Genomic DNA, 20,385 nt, shown 5'->3' on the forward strand with positions numbered 1-20,385 from the left:
CCTCTGATCAGACACTTTCCAGCATCAAACAATTTGTTATGCCTGACAGGTCTTGGGATGTAACCACTATATTCTGTTTTTTAGTTTTCTTTAAATGATTCGCTGCCAAATGCACTGGAATTTTTTCCTGAGCACGATGATTAAGTTCTGAAAGTGCCATGCTTTTTGGTAAAATGCCCTTGTTTAGCGCCAGCAAACCTGCGGCTGCCTGAAATACTCCGGATGCTCCATAGGTTTCACCAATTGCCCCTTTAATTGAACTAATCGGCATCTCCGGATTCATTGTTCCAAATAAATGACGAATCGCCTTCATTTCCACTGCATCCTGTGCATAAAATCCACTTGCTCCCGATATGATGCCGCTTGTTTCACTAAAATCTATACCCGCCTGTTTGATGACTTGCCCGACCGCACTTTCCATGGCATAAATGCGTGAATCTTCATCCATAGCAACCGTGTTGGAATATGAAATGATTTTTCCTAGTGGAGTTCCTCCACGCTTTAAACAGTCCGATAATCTTTCTAACAAAATAACAGAGGCGCCCTCTCCCGGTATACATCCCGTACTGTCTGAAGAAAAGGGTTTACCGGCTCGATCCGAATATTCTTTCGGTAAAACATTAGAATGTTGATAAATCCATAAAACTCTTTCATTGATCTCTTCTACGCCCCCTACCAAAACCTGTTTGGCACGTCCTTTATGGATAGATGAGACAGCGTAAGCTATGGCATCGAGACCAGCACATTGTCCAGTAGCAATCGTAGTGTTGAATGCGCGGGCATTCGTTCTAATGGCAAGCTGTGCTGCAGGAGCGTTAGCTATCGTATTGGGTGCCTGCATTGGACTTACAGATCGGGGACCTTGAGTAACTGTTATATAATCATAATCTGACATCGCTTGCAGTCCGGCTAAGTTGCTGCCCACAACGACCCCCAGGTCCAGGGATTCTGATTCGGATACTGGACTGATGTCACCCAGTCCGGCATCTTGCCAGCATCGCACTGCAGCGCTAAACAGGTATTGTGTACTAAGTGAAAGATACTTTAACCCACGCTTGCCGATTAAATCTTCCGGGTTCCAATGGTTAACACGGATGGTTTCAATGACAGGCAAGTCTAAAAAGTCATTGCTTATTGAACTTGTACTTTTTGAATCAGACTCCCCTAGCAGATGATCCCAAAATTGATTATGATCCGTTCCAAACACGGATACAGTTCCCATACCTGATACTACAACCGGATCATTGTCATTCCACATTAGCGATCTCTCCTAAAATTATTGAGCAGATATTGCCCCCAAAAGCAAAGGAATTGCTAAGCACGGTATGAACGGGACGAGCTATACTCTGATTTGGGATCACATTTGTAATACATTCCGGATCCGGGGTCGAGTAATTCATAGTGGGAGGAAGAACTTGGTGTTTTATAGATAAAGCGCATGATACTGCTTCAATTGCGCTAGCCGCCCCCATGGTATGACCTAGCATGGATTTGATGGAGCTGGTTGGAATTTGATCTAATAATGATCCAAATACGGACTTCAATGCCATCGATTCCGTCAAATCATTAGCAGGTGTGCCTGTCCCATGAGCACTAATATAAGAGATTTGTTCTTTTTCGACTTTTGCATCCTTTAATGCGTTGTTCATTGCAATTTGTGCGCCTAATCCCTCGGGATGAGGGGCAGTCGGATGGTGAGCATCACAAGCAAGACCATAACCAAGCAGTTCCGCATAAATAGGGGCGCCTCGTTCTAGAGCCGTTTCCAGATTTTCTAAAACTAATACTCCGGCCCCTTCACTAACCATCATGCCTTTGCGGTTTTTATCAAATGGCTGACAAATTTCCGGCGCCATGGCTCCCAATCGGTGAAAAAGCGCAAAACAGCTTCGTGATATTCCGTCCGAACCACCAACAAAGACAATATCCGCAAGGCCACTTTGTATCCATTCACTGCCTTGCCCAATAGCATAATTTCCGGCAGCACACGCTGTAGGGATTGTAGTAGAAGGCCCTTCCGCTCCCAGATGCCTGGATACACTGGCGGATATATAGGGTTCCGGGTGTGCAAAGATCGGTGGAGGCACCCTACTCGGGTGATTATTAATTCTAATATCGTGATCATCTTCAACTACGGATTGGTTTCCCATCGTCGTTCCTATGCATACACCAACTCTTGCTTTATCCGTAAATGACGTTATATTCGCATCATCTTTAGCCATTTGAGCCGCAGCAACTGCTAGCTGAGAAGTTCTGGCTAAGTTGTTGGCATGGGTACTGGACAGGAATCGAACGGGATTAAAGTCTTTAATTTCCCCCCCGCGAGTAACCGTGAAATTGCTTACATCAAACGCTGTAATCTCTGCTATTCCACTTTGTCCCTGACAAAGCTTATCCCAAAAATCCCGAACTCCCGCACCTGTAGGCGATACTACACCTAGCCCGGTTACTACAACTCTGTTAGCCATTATAAATCCCCCGCAAATTTTAATTTTCAATCCAGTTTCTGACTAACCATACTGACGACATCATTCAGAGTCTCCATTTCTTTGATGCGCTTTGCCGGTATAACCACTTTGAGTTTTTTCTCGATTTCATAAACAATTTCCAACGCCACCATGGAATCTACACCCAAATCCTCCACAAAATTGTCATCATCCGCGAATTCATCGATTTCAATAACGGCAGCGATCAGCTCTTTCAATTCATCTCTTAATTCTTTTGTTTCCATGCTTAAATCCCTCCAGGTATAAAATTCATTTATAATATTTATGAGCAAAACCGCCATCTACAGTTATTACAGATCCTGTTATATATGAAGCCTGATCTGATAATAGAAAACAGATTACATTTGCTACTTCCTCCGGGTCTCCCGCCCTTCCCAGAGGAATATGCCTTTCAGTAGATTGTCTAAATTTCTCACTCAAATCCTGATACATATCCGTATTGATAAAACCAGGAGCAACAGCATTAACCCTGATGTTGAATCTTGCTATTTCAAGCGCCAATGACCTGACCAATGCAATTTGACCAGCCTTGGAAGCTGCATAGTTGGCTATTCCAGGCATTCCAACCAACCCTGTTATTGAACTAACACACACGATTGAACCTGAACCTTGACGAATAAACTTATTGGATGCGGATTTCAGATAATGGAAGGTCCCCGTCAGATTAGTAGAAATCACCTCATTCCAGCTATCCTCATCCATCGTTACCAAATTACTATCTCTATTGATTCCAGCGTTAACCACTAAACCGTCCAGTTTAGCAATATCTTTGCGGACCGTCTCCAATACTTGGGAAGTGGTTGAAGAATCTGCTGCATCAGCTTGAATACACTCTATTTTTCCGCTTCCTTTTCCAGCGTGACCACACAATTCCTTTGCAGCAGCTTCATTATCTTTATAAGTAAATGTAACATTAGCTCCTTGTTCCGCCAGTTTTTTAACCGTTGCTCTTCCTATACCTCTCGATCCGCCTATTACTAAAAAATTTTTTCCGGTTAAAATTCTAATCCCCCCATCCACTTCAATGTTCCGCTAAATAGTCATAAACAACGTCCGGCATGGATAATTCCAAATCGGTAACAATATGCGAAGCTGAGACAACCTCAAGCACAGGAAGATCCGACAACGGGGCCAATGCATGGGCAAACAATTGCAGCCGGGCCGGGGCCGTCCAGGCACCATGAATCGTCACATTTTTGATTTGAGTACGCACCAGTCGGCATACCTTCTGTGTTCCATCATACTTCGGTACAATTTTGAGCATGAATGTCGGCTGGCAAATTTCTTGACGAGCCTGCTCCGGGTCGAGAGCCTGATGTTTATAACCCATTGTAGCCACGGCCACACGTAAAGACCCGTAGTCCAGAGTTCCAACTAATGTGTCCGAATCAATATACAATTGTGGAGAGCCCAGTTTTTTGGGGTATGCGCTGAGCTCACGTCCGGCCGCGATCGCAGGATGACTGTTAAGGTACATCGCGTGCTGGTACTCACCCTTCTCCCCATTGAAGCTCACCGGTATCAACTGACCGGCTTCTATATAGGTCCCCAAGCCAGTAACATCACCCATGTTCATGATCTCGAATTTGACTAAAGGCTCATCAATTTCAAGCGGCTCAGGCACTACACGTCTCAAGGCTTCCATATCCGTACGATATAGAATGTTCAGGTACTCCCGATTATGAAAGTAATAAGGTCCAACAGGAAAAGCAGGAGCCCCCAATGGGGTTGAAATTTGCTTGCGCACCTCATGCAGTTTCAATTTTTATATCCCCTTTCCTTTTGGAAGGATTCACTTCTCCCGCCTTCTCAATTTCCATAAAAATAACAACCTCGTATTTTTCTACAAAAATATCAACATTATTAATATTTTCTTTTGGGATATCTTCTATTAACTCTTGCATTTGTTCCTTATTTCGATAAATGAGCCACCAATCCAATGCAGCTTCCATATAAGCAATAGTGGGGGTATTCGGAAGCCAGTTGGCAATGAACAATCGACCACCGGGATTAAGTAAATTAAATAATTCGCTAGTCAGTTTTTTAGCAACTCCGTCTGGCAGATAATCAAATACACCAACGCTGTATATAAAATCAAATTGAGGAAGAGGTACTTCATTCATAATGATGTCAACCACAGAGGCAGGAATCGTTTCTCCAAAGCCCTTTATAATTTCTGCAGCAACCGAAAGAGCTTCCTGATCCTGATCAATTGCAACAAATTTTCCAATGCTTTTGTTCTTAAACGCAGCACTATCTTGTACTTCTCTCAAATGGCCACAAGCGACAGAGAGAATATAAGGATTCGTAACCCGTGCTGCTGTTTGATCAATCTTGCTGGAAAATGTACGTTGTCTTTCGCGAACAGCATCATTTCCACTACTTATGAGGTTAAATTCGTAGTTTAGAAGATGGGAAATGTCTGTTTTTCTTTCCTCGTAAGATGGGGGTGCTGCTTTATCAAAGTCATAGATGAAGTCCATCATTACGGGATCACCTGCATAACCGCGCGGTTTTTCAAAAGCTCGACGAGATAATGGTTCTTGTAAGAAAAAGCTATTTACTGCATGTTGACGATATTGGGCAATAAATTGCTTCCAATCTTCTTTTGAAGAATGTCTGCGTATGCTGTCTAAACCATGATAAAGGGCATGAAATGCTTCAGAGAAATGACCTTGATTAATCTTCATTTCCACATCATCAAGTAAATGATTTTTATCAACTTTGTTCATTTCCAGTTTTTCCTCCCAAGAAGACATTGCTTCAGACAACGGATATTACCTGACCGTTTCTCTCCAAATTGGATCGGACGTTTTCAGAAGAATTTCAGGAGACAGATGGCACAGCTTTGTGTTTTTTCACCTCCCTTGGCACCTCTCCTTAAACATTTCGTTACACAGATTATAAAATTATACCTTCACAAAAAAAATACCCATAATTGGGTATTTCTTTTATTCGATTATTGAGGAATCATGAAGATGTTCGTCAGAATATTTTAGGGAGGAATTCATGATGAGTAGTAAAAGAGTAGCTGTTATCACTGGAGGAACACGTGGCATAGGAGAGTGCACAGCTTATAAATTTGCGCAGGCAGGAGACCAAGTCGTTATAGCCGGTCGCAGCGAGGAGCATGGTCAAGCCGTGGTTCAAACCATTAAGTCAAACGGAGGAGAAGCGATTTTCGTAAGGACAGATGCTTCAAAATACGAGGATGTCGAAGCCTTGGTTGAAGCAACTGTTGAAACTTACGGCAGTATTGATGTGATGTTTAATAACGCCGGGTATGGTTCCTTAATACCATCATTATCAAATATGCATCTAGAGGAATACCATAAAACGATTAATGTAAATCAGCATGGTACGGCTTATGGAATTCTCGCAGCTGGCAAGAAAATGATAGAACTGAATAAGAGGGGCATCATCAACAACAACTCATCTGTATTCGGATATTTGGCAAGCCCTGGAACCTTTCCATATCACGCGACCAAAGGAGCAGTCAACATGATGACAAAATCTGCGGCGCTCGAATACGCCCCTTACGGTATCAGAGTCGTTGCAGTAGCACCGGGTTTCGTTGACACGGACTTAGTGTTGTCATGCTTGACGACGGACATGCCTCCTTTAAATAAGAATGCTGTTGTTTTGGTATAAATAGAACTGATACTTCCCCTCATCCCAAGCTACTCGCTTTAGGATGAGGGGAATATATTTTTTAACAAACAAAAATACCTATAAAAGGGCATTTTATGCTTATGTATTTCTGTGTGTATTTCTGTGTGTTATGAAAATTTCTTAAGAAAAGCCCCTTTATGATTGACTCTCGTTTTTGCATAGATTTTTTTGATAAAAGTACGGACCGTGCTTTCACTGATCCCATAAATATCCGCAATTTCAGGTACGTTTTTATTCTCCAGCCACCCATAGGCGATTTCTTTCTCACGGTTTGTCAGTTCATATTGATCAAAGAGAGAATAGGTCAGTTCTTTTTGTAGAACGGGGTCCTTTTGAGGTAATTTTTCTTCAATATTCCTTGCCAGATGTTCAATGAGGGGCAGTGCAAATGTAACCTCATGAAAATAGTGAAAACAGAGACTAAGATAGCCTATAATAACATTTTTTATTCGAATGGGCGTACAAACCCAGGACAACTCGGCAAACAATTTGTTGCTATGCTCGTCTCCAATGACGACAGAAACCGCTTGATGTTCCATGGATAATGATATGGCATTTATTCCTAAGTATTCCATCGCGAATGATGTGCCGTTTCTTATATTATTTCTTTCAAAATAACCTTTTAACGAATCGGTACCGTAATAATCGACAATGGTTCCATCCGGATTCGCAATCACAAGTAAAAAGGGTATCGACAGCATGTCGTTCATACTCCTGGTTTCCTCTTGCAGTAAATGCAGGATTTCTTTTCGTTCAATCAACCTTTCTTTAAATTCAGACATGCTGAGAATATTAGGAAAATGATCATTTACTTCCAGCAATATTCTTTGGTCCATTATTTTCCCTTCTTCCCTCTAAGAATAAGTGATTTATACTGAAATCGATCTCCTATTCACCGCTGCTGCCGAATCCGGAAGCTAATGGGAAAATGAAAAAGCCCCGTCTATTATTATGATTGCCATAACAAAATAGACGGAGGCTCCCGTCGTATTCGGCAACTGGCTGGCATAGTGATCTACGATCTCACCTTAGCCCCTATAGCTTTGCGTCGCCACCTTTCAGTGGGTTTACTATTATCGTACGAAATATGAAATTGTATGAAATACATAAAATTGTCGATTGGTGTAGTAATTCTCTATACCAGCTTACAAATAAGTATAGAAACCGACTTAAACAAAGGAAATACCCAGAATTGGGTATTTCCTTTGTTCGCTAATTGAGGAATCATGAAGATGTATGTCAGAATATTCAAGAAGGAGTTCCCGATGAGTAATAAGAGAGTAGCTGTTATCATTGGAGGAACACGTGGAATAGGAGAATACACTGCTTATAAGTTTGCACAGGAAGAAGACCAAGTCGTTATAGCTGGTCGCAGCGAGGAGCATGGTCAAGCCGTTGTTCAAACCATTAAGGCAAATGGAGGAGAAGCGATTTTCGTAAGGACAGATGCTATAAAATACGAGGAGATCGAAGCCTTGGTTGAAGCAGCTGTTGAAACTTATGGCAGTATTGATGTGATGTTTAATAACGCCGGGTATGATCCCTTAATACCATCGCTAGCAAATATGAATCTGGAGGAATACCATAAGACGATTAGTATAAATCAGCATGGTACGGCTTATGGAATTCTCGCAGCCGGCAAGCAACACATTGATGGATCCAAAGCAAATAGCTGATGCTGTATATATGATTTCATTGGATGAAGCCAGAGCTATTAACGGGAGTGTTCATGCTTGACGACGGATATGCCTCCTTCAAATAGGAGTGCTATTGTTTTGGCATAAGACAAACAATAGTGTATTTTCTTATTATTTTGCAATGCCATTTCATTACACCTCATAAAAGGAATTGTGTCTTTTTTCTTCACCGCAACGAGATAATTATCTGAGGGCTTTATCTTATCTGCATTTCTGCCCCCTGCTCATTCATCAATTTTTTCAACTTCTCTTCCGTGCCTGTATCCGGTGTATAGATGCTGCAGCGCAGATCATGCTCGCCATAAACCTGCAGCGACGTAAGCTCGAATACCATCTTGCCCGCCTTGGCATGTCTGAACTCCAGATGCACCTCCGGCGCGTAGCTCACTCGGCTCTGCTCCCACATTTGCTCAAAATCTGCAAAACGCTTCTTCATCTCCTCCAGAAAATGATCATACCATTCGTCTTCCACATACTGGCCATAGTACGAACGGAACATCGCAAGATAACCGCTGGCGAAATGCTCCCAGTTCACCGCCAATCTTTTGAACTCCCTGCGCGAAAAGAGCAATTCGATCATATTGCGTTCTTCCCGGGGAATCAGCTCAAAATCAAGAAATACATAAGCAGCTGCAAGGTTCCAGCCCACAATATGACAGGTCCGATCTGAAATAATCGCCGGGCAATAGCGCAGCTCGGTTATAATTTTGTCCAGAGAAGGAGTAATGAGCGGCACTTCCTGTTTTGCCAGATAGGATGCTGACAGCCCGGGTTCTAACGCGAGCGAAAACAGGTATTTTCGCTCATCGGCTGTTAGCTGGAGCGCTGTGGCCACACAATCCAGTACAGACGGGGACACCTTGATGTCGCGCCCCTGCTCCAGCCATGTATACCAGGTGGTGCTCACCCCTGCCAGCTGCGCCACCTCCTCCCTGCGCAGCCCTGGAGTTCTTCGTCTTGCGCCTCCCGGAAACCCGGCCCCTTCGGGAGAAAGCTTGGCACGCTGGGCCTTTAAAAAAGCGGATAACGCCTGCAGCCTGGTTTGGGAATTCATTCGCCTCTCTCCTTTTGCAACGATGTATAGAGTTATTATGGTAGTAATTATACTAGCATAAACTATATCTTGTAATAGGATAATTTTCATGACATTCTATCCTTATCTACAGAATTTATTCAGCTTCAGGGAGGTATCCTGTTATGGAAAAAGAAAGAGTCGTAATCACCGGTATGGGTGTTATTACGCCACTGGGCAATCATGTGGAAGCGTTCTGGTCCGGCCTTGTACGCGGGAAATCCGGAATTTCGCAAATAGATTCGCTGGATACATCAAAGCAAAAGGTGAAAATGGCGGGGATTGTACATGATTTCGATGCAAATGCGCTTTTTGGCACTAAAGAAGCCCGCAAAATGGACCGCTTCTGCCAGTTCGCTCTGGCCGCTGCGGATGAGGCCCTACAGCAATCAGAACTCAAGCTTGAAGAGATAAATAGGGAGCGGTTCGGGGTGTATGTCGGCTCCGGTACAGGAGGTATTCAAAGCCTGTTGAACCAGAGCGCCGTTCTCGCCGCACGCGGACCGGAACGGATCAGTCCCGTTCTGGTGCCCATGATGATTTCCAATATGGCAGCCGCCATGATTAGCATCAGGTATGGCGCGCTTGGCCCGTCCATGTCGCCGGTGACCGCCTGCTCCATTGGAAACACTGCTATTGGAGAAGCATTTTTCAACATCCAGGCCGGGCGTTCGGACATCATGATCGCGGGCGGCACAGAGGCGGCCCTAACGGATATTGCCCTGTCCAGCTTTGCCAATGCAACCGCCCTCTCCACCCGCAATGCCGAGCCTGAGCGGGCAAGCCGCCCGTTTGACGCGGAACGGGATGGATTTGTCATGGCGGAGGGGGCCGGCATCCTTGTTCTGGAATCTCTCTCCCATGCGCAAAGCAGAGGCGCCACCATTCTGGCAGAGGTGATCGGTTACGGGGCGAGTTCAGACGCCTACCATATGGTAGCCACCCCTCCGGACGGAAATGGGGCGGCCCGCGCGATGGTTGCTGCATTGTCCGAAGCCGGTATCTCTCCGGAACAGGTGGACATCATTAGCGCCCATGCCACGAGCACGCTGATCGGGGACCGCTCGGAGACCGCCGCGCTCAAGCAGGTATTCGGGGATCATGCTTACAATATGCCCGTCACTGCGAACAAGTCCATGACTGGCCATATGCTGGGGGCATCAGGCGCCGTCGAAGCGGTTGCGTTGGTGAAATCGCTGCAGGATGGCATCGTCCCGCCGACCATCAACCTGGAGACGCCTGACCCGGAATGCGACCTCGATTATGTGCCGAATCAGGCAAGGAAGGACGAGCTGGCGATCGGCATGTCCAATTCCTTCGGCTTTGGCGGGCATAATTCCGCTATTATTGTCAGAAAGTTTATGCCGTAATGTATCATCCTCAATGGCCGTCCCCTCCTAAAAATCTGGGGCGGTCTTCCTCTTTTTCCTCCTCCACTTTCCCTAGTTTTTGGCATGCAACATCTCAGTTAACAAAGTCCTAATGCCCTTGAAGCTTGGTATGAAATAAACCACATTGTTACAAGTTATATACAAACGGAATAGTGGAGGAAAAGGAAATGAAAACCAAGTTACAAATCGCTTGTATGACTGTGCTTGTCCTTGTTTTTATGGCCGCTGCTTCCCAAGCCTCTCCCGCACATTGGACCTATGAAGGCGATACCGGGCCGGAGCACTGGGGCGAGCTGGATGAAGATTATCTGGCATGTAAAAACGGAACACAGCAGTCCCCCATCGATATTAAACACTCCGAACTGACAGCTTCTGACACTATCCAGCCGATGGAGGTTCATTATGGCAAAACGGAAGCAAATATACAAAACAACGGATATACGATTCAGGTTGGTCTGAAGGATCACCAAAATTATATCGTCCTGGATGGAACCAGGTTTATGCTTGCCCAGTTCCATTTCCATCACCCGAGCGAGCATCAGATCGACGGGCAACATGCGGACATGGAGCTGCATTTTGTCCATAAAAGCGGGGATGGCAAAACCGCAGTGCTTGGTGTTCTGATCAAAAAGGGTGCTGAAAATAAGGCGTTCGAGAGCATATGGAGCAGCATGCCTGCCACGGAAACAGAAGAAGCAGTTGAGCTGGAAGACACCGTTGATCCCGCCTCCATGCTTCCGGCAAACCTGCATTCCATCCGGTACAGCGGCTCGCTCACGACACCGCCGTGCACCGAGGGTGTAAGCTGGATTGTACTGGACAACCCGATTGAAATGTCGCAAGCGCAAATTGACCAATTTGCAGCCATTTTTCCTGACAATCATCGTCCGGTACAGCCTCTAGGAGATCGTAAAGCAGTGAGCGTAGAGCACTGAATGGATATAATTGTAAGGATGAACCTCAAATAACCGGCCTTAAGTTCGAAGCCGGTTATTTGAGGTTTCCTGCGTTCTTTTATACGTCAAGACTGACTTCTTCCTTCACGAATAGCTCAAGCTCGGCAAAGCTTTGCTCTCCGATTTGAATCCGCACGATGGAATATACCCGCCGGGTCAGACTGGACATGAGCCTGTCCCCTGTACTGACGTCAAATTCCACTCTGTAATCACCCAATTTGTGAAATCCGCTGGACATATTGATCCATAATCTGCCGCCTTTTCTGCGCCCATTAACTTTCATTTCACCTTCACCCGACCTTCCCCGATGTTCTATTTTTTTATCGGCATACGGGCCGATTTTCATGTGCCTTTGGCCGAAATTTCCTCCATGCCCAAACATCCACTAAAGATATTTTGTTAGCGCCTATGCTAATGTACTCCTGTAACTGATATATCTACCAATCAAGGAAGTGAGATGACTCATGAAAAAACTGGTTACTGCCGCTTTAACGATCTCGACGCTTTTCTCTGCTGTTAGTTTCATAACTCCAAGTTCCGCTTCGGCCTCCGATTCCGCATTTGATTCCGCCCAGGAATTTTCTGCAACCAGCGGACGCAGCATCGTCAATACCGCCAAGTCCTATCAAGGCAAAGTTACATACAAGTTTGGTGTTCGCAATCCTTCCAGGCTGATCTTTGATTGCTCCTCCTTTACCCAATTTGTGTTCAAGAAGAACGGAATAGATCTGCCCTGGAGCTCCAAAGCCCAGGCCAAACGCGGGAAAGCAGTCAGCAAGAGCAAGCTGTCCGTCGGTGATCTTGTGATGTTCAGCGTGGACAAGCCCGGTAAAATCGATCATGTCGGCATTTATATCGGAAACGGCAAAATGATCAGCAACATGCCGCACAAAGGTGTTTCCATCGCCAGTATTAATACTGGTTACTGGGGCAGCCGCTATATTACTGGACGGCACTTTTAATTTTTAATATCCAGATATCCGGGGTGTCCCATAAGGTCCTTTGACCTGGGCACCCCTTTCGTATGCTGTACGGCTCCTGATATAACAAAAAAGAAGTGGTATTTTGTAATCCCGCTTCGTATTTTTTATATGGAACCGTTTTCTTCACAATGTTAATATAACCCTGAGGCAGCAACCATCAGATTCTTGAGAAGGATTTAAAGCGATCAGGGAGGCGACAACGTTATGGACTATATTTCAATTGAAGGAACTCGTAAACCGGTGTCACGGCTGATTAAAGGCTCCGATTATTTTACCCATGAAACCTATGATACGGCCGCGCGCAATCTGGATGCTTTTCTGGCAGCCGGCGGCAATACAATCGATACGGCTTATATTTATACCGGCGGTCAAAGTGAAGAAGTCATCGGCAGATATATGCAGGAAAAGGGAAACCGCGATCAGTGGGTGATTCTGACCAAAGGGGCGCATCATGATCAGAACGGGCCGCGTGTAAACCGTGCAGCCATTGATGCGGATCTGGCCCGCAGTCTGGAGAGGCTGCAGACATCCTCGGTAGAGCTCTACGCCCTGCACCGGGATGACCCCTCCGTCCCTGTGGGGGAGATCCTCGAAGCTCTGAACCGTCACATTGAGGCCGGAACGATTGAAGCCATCGGCGCCTCCAACTGGACATGGCAGCGGCTGCAGGAAGCGAATGAATACGCAGCGGCTCACGGATTGCAGGGCTTCTCCTTCAGCAGCCCGAACCTCAGTCTGGCCAAAGCCAATGAACCCTTCTGGCCAGGCTGTGTCTCTGCCGATCAGGAGACCTGCGATTGGCATGAACAGCAGCAGCTTCCGCTGTTATCCTGGTCTTCGCAGGCCAGAGGCTTTTTCACCGGGCAATTCACACCGGAGCGGCGGGATAATGAAGATTTGGTGCGCGTATTTTACAGTGACGATAACTGGGAGCGCCTCCGGCGCGCGGAGCAGCTTGCAGAGCAGAAGAATGCCAGCACCATTCAGATTGCCCTTGCGTATGTGTTGAATCAGCCGTTCCCAACCAGTGCGGTCATTGGCGCCCGCAACCCTGCGGAGCTGGATTCCTGTGCCGAAGGTGCGGAAATTAAGCTGACACAAGAGGAACTCGAATGGCTGGATCTGCGAAAATAAAGATTCCCCGCCAGTCTGGGCTGACGGGAAGCCAAATTGTGACCATATTGATCCCGGAAATTAAAACAGCGATCGCCCAGGACGAGAACAATCCCGGGCGATCGCTGTTTTAGTTAAACCAACGTGCTGAAAAATCTTGTGTATCCACTTGTCAAATGAACTTATTTGGAGTAATTTAAACTTATATAAACTTTATTTTAACCAAAACGAACATGAAGGAGACAGTAATTATGGAAAACCGCCACGCCTCTCATCCCAATGAAGTGAAAGCCTTCGACACGGAGCGCCTTCGACATGAGTATGTCATTGAGTCTTTATTTGTGCCCGGTGAGCTCAAGCTGGTCTATTCCCATGTCGACCGCTACATCATCGGCGCAGCCGTTCCGGTTCAGGAAGCGATAGAACTGAAAGCGGATTCCAAAACCATTGGCGCAGACACCTTTCTGGAACGCCGCGAAGTGGGAATCATTAACATCGGAGGCCCCGGTACGGTAACCGTAGACGGCAGCGATTACGAATTGGACACGCGGGAGTGCCTGTATGTAGGGCTGGGAGCTAAGGAAGTGCTGTTCAAGAGCAGCGATGCCGCCAATCCGGCCAAATTTTATTTGAATTCGACACCGGCCCACAAAACCTACCCAACGGCGAAAACAGGTCCTTCCGATGCGTTTAATGTTCATCTTGGAGCCATTGACCACTCCAATGAGCGGACGATTTATCGTTATATCCATGATAAAGGCATTCAAAGCTGCCAGCTCGTGATGGGCATGACCGTGCTGGAGCCGGGCAATATGTGGAATACGATGCCAGCTCATACTCATAACCGCCGTTCCGAAGTCTATCTGTATTTCAATCTTCCGGACGATGCCGTCGTATTTCATCTCATGGGAGAACCCCAGCAGACACGCCATGTCGTTATGCGCAATGAACAGGCAGTTATCTCCCCCAGCTGGTCCATTCACAGCGGCGTAGGCACTCATAATTACACATTTATATGGGGAATGGCCGGGGAAAACCAGATTTTCGAGGATATGGACGGCGTGGCCATGGACGAGTTAAGATAAAGTTTATACATTCTAGAATCTTAAGCAATAACAGAACGGATGACTGCTTTATGAACCCTCTAAGAAGATATGAGGTTATTATGGAGGTCCTGCTGCGTGACAAAGAAGTGACGGTCAATGAGCTCAGCGAGCGCCTGAATGTCACCGGCAAAACGATCCGTGAGGATCTTACCAAACTGGAGGAGCAGGGCTTCGTCGTGCGTGTCCACGGCGGGGCCATGCTGGCTAGCCGCGAGCAATACGGGATTCTGCCCGAGCAGGAATCGCAAATCAAGCACCTGTCCGAAAAAAAGAAAATCGCCGCTGCTGCCTCGTCACTCATCGTCGAGAACGATATTATCGCCCTGGACGGCGGCAGCACGACACTGGAAATTGCGAAGCAGCTGGGACCGGAATCAATCACGGTCATTACCAATGATGTATATATCATCAGCGAGCTGGCTCCAAAGGATCATATTCGCCTTGTTGTACCAGGCGGTTACCGTGTCCGCAATGTGCTTGCAGGTCCGGAAGCAGTGGCCTTCATACAGGGCCTGAATATCCGGAAAGTATTTATCTCTTCTACCGCCATCCACCCGGAGAACGGTTTGTCCGTGTATACAAGCGATCTTATTGATTTCAAGCGGGCGCTGATCGCGGTCTCCAAAGAGGTGTACGCCGCTGTGGATCATCACAAATTCGGACAGACTGCCCTGCGTACCTTCGCCCCTCTGTCGGATCTGACAGCCATTATTACGGACCGGATTCCGGATAGCGAGCAGGGCCAGCGTATTAGGGAGACAGGCGTCCGCATAATCAGTAACACCTGATTCTATCCATCCGACATCTGTATAAAGGAGTGTCATTATTATATGCAATGGTTTCAGCTTGAAGGAAAAACGGCGCTCGTCACAGGCAGCTCCGGCGGAATCGGGGAAAGTATTGCGATTGGTCTTGCTGAGGCGGGGGCCAATGTCGTTACCGTATCCAGATCAGGCAGCGAGCAAGCAGTTTCTGCCGTTCGTAATCTGGGAAGACAGGCGCTCGATATCAAGGCCGACCTCGGCAAAACCGACGGTATTGAGCAGGTGTTCACTGATGCCCTGAGCTTAACGGGAAACATTGATATTCTCGTCAATAATGCAGGCACGATTCGCAGAGCTCCAGCGGCAGAGCACAGTCTGCAGGACTGGAACGATGTCATCAATTTGAACCTCAACTCTATTTTTATCCTGTCACAGTTCGCCGGACGGCATATGATCAGCCGCGGCAGCGGCAAAATCATCAATATCGCCTCCATGCTCTCCTTCCAGGGCGGCATCAACGTTCCCGGATATACCGCGAGCAAGCATGGCATTGCCGGTTTGACGAAAGCGCTGGCCAACGAATGGGCGCAAATGGGTATCCAGGTCAACGCTATTGCGCCAGGCTACATCGATACGAACAATACGGCGCCCATTCTGCAGGACCCTGACCGGACACGTTCCATTACCGAGCGCATTCCGGCAGGACGCTGGGGCACGCCGGAGGATCTCCAGGGGCCTGCCGTATTCCTCGCTTCCGCTGCCTCCGACTATATGAACGGACATGTTCTTTGTGTTGACGGCGGCTGGATGGCCCGCTAACTCTCTGAATTACTGGTTTTAGAATAGAAAAAAGGTTTCCGCTGGCTTGAGTTAGCGGAAACCTTTTTTCTATTCCCAGTATTAAAGATAGGGGTTATTCTTCCAAAAATTGTTCATTCAGTTGAGCAAGCAATACAACCGCATCTGTGCGGGTAAGCTCATTATAAAGATTCGAAGAATCAGGTTTAAGGAACCCGACATTCAGGAAGTAATGGATGGCTTGCTGAGCATATCCCGGCACATTGTTCAATGCAGCGGCATTCAACGAGCTCATCTCTTGCGGGTTGGATATCCGCCCTTGATGATTCAAGTATCTATAGAACATCACCAAATAATCCAATTTGCGAATTTTGCCCGCAGGGTTAAACCTGCCGCTGCTTGTTCCGTTGACCAGACCAAGCTGATTTGCCGCGGCAATATCGTTGGCATAGTAGCTGTTCGGCTTGACATCGGCAAAGCTGGTCCCGGATTGGCCCGCAATGTTGAACAACCGGTTCAACATGATCACGGAATCCGCGCGGTTTAATTTGCCGTTGCCGTTGAACTTGCTTCCGTCTATACCTTTAATGACACCTTTGTCAAACATAGATTGAAGCGCATCGATCGCTTGGAATGAAGAGTCGATGTCGGTAAAGACCGATTCAACCGCTGTGCTTGGTTTTGCAGGCTGCTCATCGTCATCTGCCGGTGTAGTTTCCGGGTTGGTTTCAGACCCGGCGCCAGGCTTTGATTGTTCCTGTCCCGGTTTCGAAACTGAACCATTGCTCGAACTGCCACCCGAGGATGAATCATCCGAATCATCATCATTCGAATCATGCGGTTTCGGCGTTGTCGGCGTTCCCGGAGTTTCTGGAGTTTCTGGAGTTTCTGGTGTTGTCTTGGTGGTAATTTTAAAGTAAATCCGCTCGGTATTTTCCTGATAACCGCCGTTGAGCAGCAAGGTCACAAAATATTCGCCTGGCGCAATATCCGCCATGGTGGCTACTTTGCCCTCGCTGTTGTCATCCAATGTCAATTTACCGTCAGGCTGACTCGGCACATAGTCCCATTTTTGTGAAGCAGGACCGCCTGGACTTTCATCCTTCTTATAGATCCCGATCCAATCCGTCAGGCTTTGGGCACCTTTATAACTGACTGTAATCGGTTCGCCATGAGCGAAAACGTTTTTTTCCAGACTTATCGTCGCTTTTTCGATTTCTGGATCTTTCGGCAACTCCAAGTCATTGTAACTGCGCGGAGTTACGGTGAAAGTCGAAACCACAGCTCTGTGGTCGGATACCCAAGTATCCAATCCCACGTCGGCTTTAGTAAAGGAACTGGAGTTGCCTCCGGCAACCTGTTTCTCGCCATAGACTTGGCTGTTCTTTACAACAGCAGGGCCGTGACTGTATACATAATCGATCCGATCATACATTTCTGGATTCTTCCATTCCGTTCCTTCGGCAGCCCAAGTAATGGTAGGCTCCGCTACAGGATCGGAATGGACGACACGATAGGAATCCTGGAAACCAAGTTCCTCCAGCTTCTTGGATACCGGCCATTCGACAGTTTGACCACTATGGCGATTTTTATTGCCTTCAACCCAATCCAGGTGTGACGGAACGTTGAAATCGCCAGTGAGGAATACGGGCATTCCTTGCGCGGCCAAAACCGGGAGCTTGTTGAACATACTCTTCATTTCCGTCATATGATACATATTCTCGTTCTGCAAAACTGCTTCGACCGTTTTGCCCTCCTGGATATCGTATGGACCATAAGGCGAAGAAGACAAATGGATATTGCCGATGGCCACCGCTTTGTCCGGCACGACTTCGATCAGATAATAGTCATTCGCTTCATCAACCTCGATGATTGGATATTTGCTGATCAGACTGAGGTCGCTGCCAGATTTGACAGCCGCTTGATACCCGAGCAATTGCGCTGCTTTGACGACGATATCTCTGTCCGTTTCTTGAATGCCCGCCACATCGGCTCCGCTTTCACGGATGGCATTTGCGATATGCTGCGCGGCACCGTCAACGCCGTATTTGGATTTGACCGGTCCTTGCCAAATATTAAAGCTCATCACGGTCAAATCCACCTCGTCCGGGGTCACATATCCGGGAAGCAGCGCTCTCGCAAAGGATTGTGATTGCAGTCCTTCATGTTCGGAATAGGCCAGGAGTGAAGTAGCTCCTTCTGGCACGACGGTACCCGGTTGAAACGTGAACATGACATCCTTCTGATAAGCAGCGTATGTTACCGTGGTCACTTCAGGTACGCCAGGGAGCATACCGCTCGTTCCACCCCAATACAATTTATAATTTTGAATGACCTTATTGTTTGCAGGCGGTGTAATCGTGACATCACCGGTAATGTTTTTATCGCCGCCGATCACTGCGTCCAGAGACAGGCCGGAAGGTGCCGGCAGCGCTTCAATGGTAAACGAGGTACTTTCCTCAACTTGATAGCCGTCGTTAACCAAAAAACGAAGAGTATAGTCCCCCGGTTTCAAGGAAGAAGTATTGAATGTTAAGGTACCTTCTCCCGTTCCCGTATAATGCCACTCCAGGTAGTTTTTCAGATTATCATTGGAAGCTTCGTATACAGCTATCCAATCTTTTTCATTAACAGCTCCGGAATAGGTCACTTCAACACTTTCACCCTGCCAGTAAACGGGCTTGTTCGCAGCCATCGTATAATCGGCCGCATGAGCCTTTTGTGCAAATAGACCTAGCATCGGCAGGCTGAGGACGACTGCAAGCATGGCGCATATCAGACGACTAAATAATGATTTCACTTGAGACACAGTATGTTTCCCTCCCTTTCAGGTCCTTGTCATATTCTCTTAGTTGTTCAGGAAGATTCCTAGACATCTGTTTCTAGCTTAAAGTCGAATGCTCAAGTCAATATAAAATACAAGTGAATAAATTGTTAATTTTTCCGTTTATTTTGACCTTACGTAAAAAAGCAAAAAGCCAGCAGACACAAGATACGTGTTCGCTGGCTAAGTGGCTGTCGGCCGATAATCTGCCGTTATCCTCCTATTCTTGGCTGACTGGACCGACGGCCACCGCTTCGTCGGTTGGGGTTATCGGCTAGGTATTTTTATAACATATCGCGGATCAAAAACAGGGTACTCCACTACGGAGCACCCTGTTTTTTTTACTCTTCGGCAAATACATCCCACCTGCTCCGAAACTTCTCAAGTCGTGGATGGACGGTCTCCGGGCCGGTGGACAAGAGCAGTCTAAGCTGCACGATCCACTCTTCAAACGTGGAAAAGGAAGCGAATAAATTGGCCATTTCAGGAGTCATATAGAGAAAATACGGTGACGGATACACCTCGGTCAGATAACGCAAAGCAGTATCGATCGGTGTGTATTTTTTGCGTTTGCCGTCCCAATTCTGAATGCTGACTGTGGAATGACCGGAATCCAGCTTCCATTCCTCCAAACTTTTTTGCCGTTTATGAAAGGCGCTGACTGGCTCCTTCCACATTCGCCGAACCGTCTCTTCATGCAGCGGATACAGCACCAGCTTGGCAAAAGCACGCCGCTCAAAGGCCGTGAAAGCCCGCTCCAGTTCAGCATCTGTTACATCCTCAAAAGAGTCATAAAAAATCAGCGTCCCTTTGCGGCTCTCTTCAGGTGATTCATATCCGTAAGGAACTCTGATGTTTTGTCTTGCTGCCATCCCTTCTCCTCCTTTGCAGATTTCTTTCAAAAACTCGCTATTTATATAGTGTCCCTTTTAAACTCTACTGTAACAAAAACAGCTGTCGATTAACAAAAAATCCGCGCATAGGCGCGGATTTCCACTTTTCAAAATATTCGATTACCTATTTCAAATCGGAAAGCAGATTTTTCATTTTGGAATAATAACCGCTCACCCGGTCAACGGTGTAGTTGTACAGTAACTGGTTCTCCGCCAGCGCAGACATCTCCTTATCGATATCCACATTGTTTTTGTTGTTGTTCATTGTTGTGTTCTGATCTTCAACAACCTTAAACTCCACCTGATTGGAGGCGCTCGGCATGGGCAGATGTCTCGGGTTCGTACGCTTCAGGAGAAGCTGACCCCCTGAGCCGCTTTCCAGCTTGCGCTTCAGCTCTTCTTCAAATTCAACAGACTGGGCCTTGTAATACGGCGTATCGGCATTGGCAACATTGTTCGCGATCACGCGGTTTCTGGCATTCAGCGCGACCAGCAGGGACGCGTTCAGCTCATTATTATTGGAATGAATCATGGTGACCTTCTCCTCTTCATTACAGATCAAAAGAGACAAATATAAGTTCTTTATCGGCTCCTTCATTGCAAAAATGA

At 46.8% G+C, this 20,385-nt stretch carries 22 protein-coding genes and 1 riboswitch; of the genes, 10 read left to right on the forward strand and 12 right to left on the reverse strand.

Going from position 1 to position 20,385, the window contains the following annotated elements; genetic code table 11:
• Positions 1 to 7 precede the first annotated feature (7 nt).
• From ACE5LO_RS02330 to ACE5LO_RS02355, 6 genes are read right to left on the reverse strand one after another with little or no spacing between them, the layout of a single operon-like run.
• A complete protein-coding gene (locus ACE5LO_RS02330) occupies positions 8 to 1,258 on the reverse strand; it encodes a beta-ketoacyl-[acyl-carrier-protein] synthase family protein (RefSeq protein ID WP_375518464.1) in 1,251 nt (416 codons plus the stop codon).
• Complete coding sequence (locus ACE5LO_RS02335) at positions 1,248 to 2,468, reverse strand: beta-ketoacyl-[acyl-carrier-protein] synthase family protein (RefSeq protein WP_375518465.1); 1,221 nt, start codon at positions 2,466 to 2,468, stop codon at positions 1,248 to 1,250. The genes ACE5LO_RS02330 and ACE5LO_RS02335 overlap by 11 nt, the downstream gene beginning before the upstream one ends.
• A 26-nt stretch (positions 2,469 to 2,494) precedes the next feature.
• Entirely contained in the window at positions 2,495 to 2,731 is a 237-nt protein-coding gene (locus tag ACE5LO_RS02340; protein WP_375518466.1) for an acyl carrier protein, read from the reverse strand.
• 25 nt (positions 2,732 to 2,756) lie between these two features.
• A complete protein-coding gene (locus tag ACE5LO_RS02345) occupies positions 2,757 to 3,527 on the reverse strand; it encodes an SDR family oxidoreductase (RefSeq protein ID WP_375518467.1) in 771 nt (256 codons plus the stop codon).
• Position 3,528: 1 nt separating this feature from the next.
• Entirely contained in the window at positions 3,529 to 4,269 is a 741-nt protein-coding gene (locus ACE5LO_RS02350) for an acetoacetate decarboxylase (protein WP_375518468.1), read from the reverse strand.
• Positions 4,256 to 5,239 carry a class I SAM-dependent methyltransferase gene (locus tag ACE5LO_RS02355; RefSeq protein WP_375518469.1) on the reverse strand — a complete coding sequence of 328 codons (984 nt, stop codon included), beginning with the start codon at positions 5,237 to 5,239 and terminating at the stop codon, positions 4,256 to 4,258. The genes ACE5LO_RS02350 and ACE5LO_RS02355 overlap by 14 nt, the downstream gene beginning before the upstream one ends.
• Positions 5,240 to 5,519: 280 nt before the next feature.
• Here ACE5LO_RS02355 and ACE5LO_RS02360 point away from each other — a divergent pair, with 280 nt between their 5' ends.
• Positions 5,520 to 6,158, forward strand: coding sequence for an SDR family NAD(P)-dependent oxidoreductase (locus tag ACE5LO_RS02360; RefSeq protein ID WP_375518517.1), 639 nt, complete (start codon positions 5,520 to 5,522; stop codon positions 6,156 to 6,158).
• A gap of 128 nt (positions 6,159 to 6,286) precedes the next feature.
• Here the strand turns inward: ACE5LO_RS02360 and ACE5LO_RS02365 are convergent, their stop codons facing one another.
• On the reverse strand, positions 6,287 to 7,015 hold the full coding sequence (locus ACE5LO_RS02365) for a LuxR C-terminal-related transcriptional regulator (RefSeq protein WP_375518470.1): 729 nt from the start codon (positions 7,013 to 7,015) through the stop codon (positions 6,287 to 6,289).
• Positions 7,016 to 7,169: 154 nt separating this feature from the next.
• Positions 7,170 to 7,261: riboswitch (cyclic di-GMP riboswitch) on the reverse strand.
• Positions 7,262 to 7,444: 183 nt separating this feature from the next.
• Between ACE5LO_RS02365 and ACE5LO_RS02370 the strand changes: the two genes are divergently transcribed.
• Complete coding sequence (locus ACE5LO_RS02370) at positions 7,445 to 7,855, forward strand: SDR family NAD(P)-dependent oxidoreductase (RefSeq protein ID WP_375518471.1); 411 nt, start codon at positions 7,445 to 7,447, stop codon at positions 7,853 to 7,855.
• A 217-nt stretch (positions 7,856 to 8,072) separates the two neighbouring features.
• Here the strand turns inward: ACE5LO_RS02370 and ACE5LO_RS02375 are convergent, their stop codons facing one another.
• A complete protein-coding gene (locus tag ACE5LO_RS02375; protein WP_375518472.1) occupies positions 8,073 to 8,930 on the reverse strand; it encodes a helix-turn-helix transcriptional regulator in 858 nt (285 codons plus the stop codon).
• A gap of 143 nt (positions 8,931 to 9,073) precedes the next feature.
• Between ACE5LO_RS02375 and fabF the strand changes: the two genes are divergently transcribed.
• The gene (fabF, locus tag ACE5LO_RS02380; protein ID WP_375518473.1) at positions 9,074 to 10,318 is read left to right on the forward strand and encodes a beta-ketoacyl-ACP synthase II; all 1,245 of its coding nucleotides are present in this window, start codon (positions 9,074 to 9,076) and stop codon (positions 10,316 to 10,318) included.
• Between the two features lie 188 nt (positions 10,319 to 10,506).
• Entirely contained in the window at positions 10,507 to 11,274 is a 768-nt protein-coding gene (locus tag ACE5LO_RS02385; protein WP_375518474.1) for a carbonic anhydrase, read from the forward strand.
• Positions 11,275 to 11,353: 79 nt separating this feature from the next.
• Here ACE5LO_RS02385 and ACE5LO_RS02390 read toward each other — a convergent pair whose 3' ends face one another.
• Positions 11,354 to 11,578: a hypothetical protein gene (locus ACE5LO_RS02390; RefSeq protein WP_375518475.1), complete on the reverse strand. Its 225-nt coding sequence runs from the start codon at positions 11,576 to 11,578 to the stop codon at positions 11,354 to 11,356.
• A 181-nt stretch (positions 11,579 to 11,759) separates the two neighbouring features.
• Here ACE5LO_RS02390 and ACE5LO_RS02395 point away from each other — a divergent pair, with 181 nt between their 5' ends.
• From ACE5LO_RS02395 to kduD, 6 genes are all read left to right on the forward strand, one after another.
• The gene (locus ACE5LO_RS02395; protein WP_375518476.1) at positions 11,760 to 12,257 is read left to right on the forward strand and encodes a C40 family peptidase; all 498 of its coding nucleotides are present in this window, start codon (positions 11,760 to 11,762) and stop codon (positions 12,255 to 12,257) included.
• Between the two features lie 225 nt (positions 12,258 to 12,482).
• A complete protein-coding gene (locus tag ACE5LO_RS02400) occupies positions 12,483 to 13,412 on the forward strand; it encodes an aldo/keto reductase (protein ID WP_375518477.1) in 930 nt (309 codons plus the stop codon).
• Positions 13,391 to 13,525: a hypothetical protein gene (locus ACE5LO_RS02405; RefSeq protein WP_375518478.1), complete on the forward strand. Its 135-nt coding sequence runs from the start codon at positions 13,391 to 13,393 to the stop codon at positions 13,523 to 13,525. The genes ACE5LO_RS02400 and ACE5LO_RS02405 overlap by 22 nt, the downstream gene beginning before the upstream one ends.
• Before the next feature lie 117 nt (positions 13,526 to 13,642).
• Positions 13,643 to 14,476: a 5-dehydro-4-deoxy-D-glucuronate isomerase gene (kduI, locus tag ACE5LO_RS02410; protein ID WP_375518479.1), complete on the forward strand. Its 834-nt coding sequence runs from the start codon at positions 13,643 to 13,645 to the stop codon at positions 14,474 to 14,476.
• Positions 14,477 to 14,526: 50 nt separating this feature from the next.
• Positions 14,527 to 15,285 carry a DeoR/GlpR family DNA-binding transcription regulator gene (locus tag ACE5LO_RS02415; RefSeq protein ID WP_375518480.1) on the forward strand — a complete coding sequence of 253 codons (759 nt, stop codon included), beginning with the start codon at positions 14,527 to 14,529 and terminating at the stop codon, positions 15,283 to 15,285.
• Between the two features lie 42 nt (positions 15,286 to 15,327).
• On the forward strand, positions 15,328 to 16,080 hold the full coding sequence (gene kduD, locus ACE5LO_RS02420) for a 2-dehydro-3-deoxy-D-gluconate 5-dehydrogenase KduD (RefSeq protein WP_375518481.1): 753 nt from the start codon (positions 15,328 to 15,330) through the stop codon (positions 16,078 to 16,080).
• Positions 16,081 to 16,174: 94 nt separating this feature from the next.
• On the opposite strand, the gene ACE5LO_RS02425 is transcribed toward kduD, so the two are convergent.
• The 3 genes from ACE5LO_RS02425 to flgB all read right to left on the reverse strand — a co-directional run bounded on the left by ACE5LO_RS02425 (position 16,175) and on the right by flgB (position 20,308).
• Entirely contained in the window at positions 16,175 to 18,868 is a 2,694-nt protein-coding gene (locus ACE5LO_RS02425) for an endonuclease/exonuclease/phosphatase family protein (protein ID WP_375518482.1), read from the reverse strand.
• 356 nt (positions 18,869 to 19,224) lie between these two features.
• Positions 19,225 to 19,755 (reverse strand): hypothetical protein, encoded by a 531-nt coding sequence (locus ACE5LO_RS02430; protein WP_375518483.1) that lies wholly within the window; start codon positions 19,753 to 19,755, stop codon positions 19,225 to 19,227.
• A gap of 145 nt (positions 19,756 to 19,900) precedes the next feature.
• Positions 19,901 to 20,308 (reverse strand): flagellar basal body rod protein FlgB, encoded by a 408-nt coding sequence (gene flgB, locus ACE5LO_RS02435; protein ID WP_375518484.1) that lies wholly within the window; start codon positions 20,306 to 20,308, stop codon positions 19,901 to 19,903.
• Positions 20,309 to 20,385: the final 77 nt, after the last annotated feature.

The sequence above is a fragment of the Paenibacillus medicaginis genome (genome assembly GCF_042138635.1).
Classification (GTDB): domain Bacteria; phylum Bacillota; class Bacilli; order Paenibacillales; family Paenibacillaceae; genus Paenibacillus; species Paenibacillus medicaginis.

Bases quoted from the DNA above. Each gene is read 5' to 3' on its own strand.
- ACE5LO_RS02360 (WP_375518517.1), top strand. From the start codon at position 5,520: ATGAGTAGTAAAAGAGTAGCTGTTATCACTGGAGGAACACGTGGCATA.
- ACE5LO_RS02400 (WP_375518477.1), top strand. From the start codon at position 12,483: ATGGACTATATTTCAATTGAAGGAACTCGTAAACCGGTGTCACGGCTG.
- ACE5LO_RS02390 (WP_375518475.1), bottom strand. From the start codon at position 11,578: ATGAAAGTTAATGGGCGCAGAAAAGGCGGCAGATTATGGATCAATATG.
- kduI (WP_375518479.1), top strand. From the start codon at position 13,643: ATGGAAAACCGCCACGCCTCTCATCCCAATGAAGTGAAAGCCTTCGAC.
- ACE5LO_RS02395 (WP_375518476.1), top strand. From the start codon at position 11,760: ATGAAAAAACTGGTTACTGCCGCTTTAACGATCTCGACGCTTTTCTCT.
- ACE5LO_RS02335 (WP_375518465.1), bottom strand. From the start codon at position 2,468: ATGGCTAACAGAGTTGTAGTAACCGGGCTAGGTGTAGTATCGCCTACA.
- ACE5LO_RS02385 (WP_375518474.1), top strand. From the start codon at position 10,507: ATGAAAACCAAGTTACAAATCGCTTGTATGACTGTGCTTGTCCTTGTT.
- ACE5LO_RS02370 (WP_375518471.1), top strand. From the start codon at position 7,445: ATGAGTAATAAGAGAGTAGCTGTTATCATTGGAGGAACACGTGGAATA.
- ACE5LO_RS02365 (WP_375518470.1), bottom strand. From the start codon at position 7,015: ATGGACCAAAGAATATTGCTGGAAGTAAATGATCATTTTCCTAATATT.
- kduD (WP_375518481.1), top strand. From the start codon at position 15,328: ATGCAATGGTTTCAGCTTGAAGGAAAAACGGCGCTCGTCACAGGCAGC.
- ACE5LO_RS02375 (WP_375518472.1), bottom strand. From the start codon at position 8,930: ATGAATTCCCAAACCAGGCTGCAGGCGTTATCCGCTTTTTTAAAGGCC.
- fabF (WP_375518473.1), top strand. From the start codon at position 9,074: ATGGAAAAAGAAAGAGTCGTAATCACCGGTATGGGTGTTATTACGCCA.
- ACE5LO_RS02355 (WP_375518469.1), bottom strand. From the start codon at position 5,239: ATGAACAAAGTTGATAAAAATCATTTACTTGATGATGTGGAAATGAAG.
- ACE5LO_RS02330 (WP_375518464.1), bottom strand. From the start codon at position 1,258: ATGTGGAATGACAATGATCCGGTTGTAGTATCAGGTATGGGAACTGTA.
- ACE5LO_RS02415 (WP_375518480.1), top strand. From the start codon at position 14,527: ATGAACCCTCTAAGAAGATATGAGGTTATTATGGAGGTCCTGCTGCGT.
- ACE5LO_RS02340 (WP_375518466.1), bottom strand. From the start codon at position 2,731: ATGGAAACAAAAGAATTAAGAGATGAATTGAAAGAGCTGATCGCTGCC.
- flgB (WP_375518484.1), bottom strand. From the start codon at position 20,308: ATGATTCATTCCAATAATAATGAGCTGAACGCGTCCCTGCTGGTCGCG.
- ACE5LO_RS02405 (WP_375518478.1), top strand. From the start codon at position 13,391: ATGGCTGGATCTGCGAAAATAAAGATTCCCCGCCAGTCTGGGCTGACG.
- ACE5LO_RS02430 (WP_375518483.1), bottom strand. From the start codon at position 19,755: ATGGCAGCAAGACAAAACATCAGAGTTCCTTACGGATATGAATCACCT.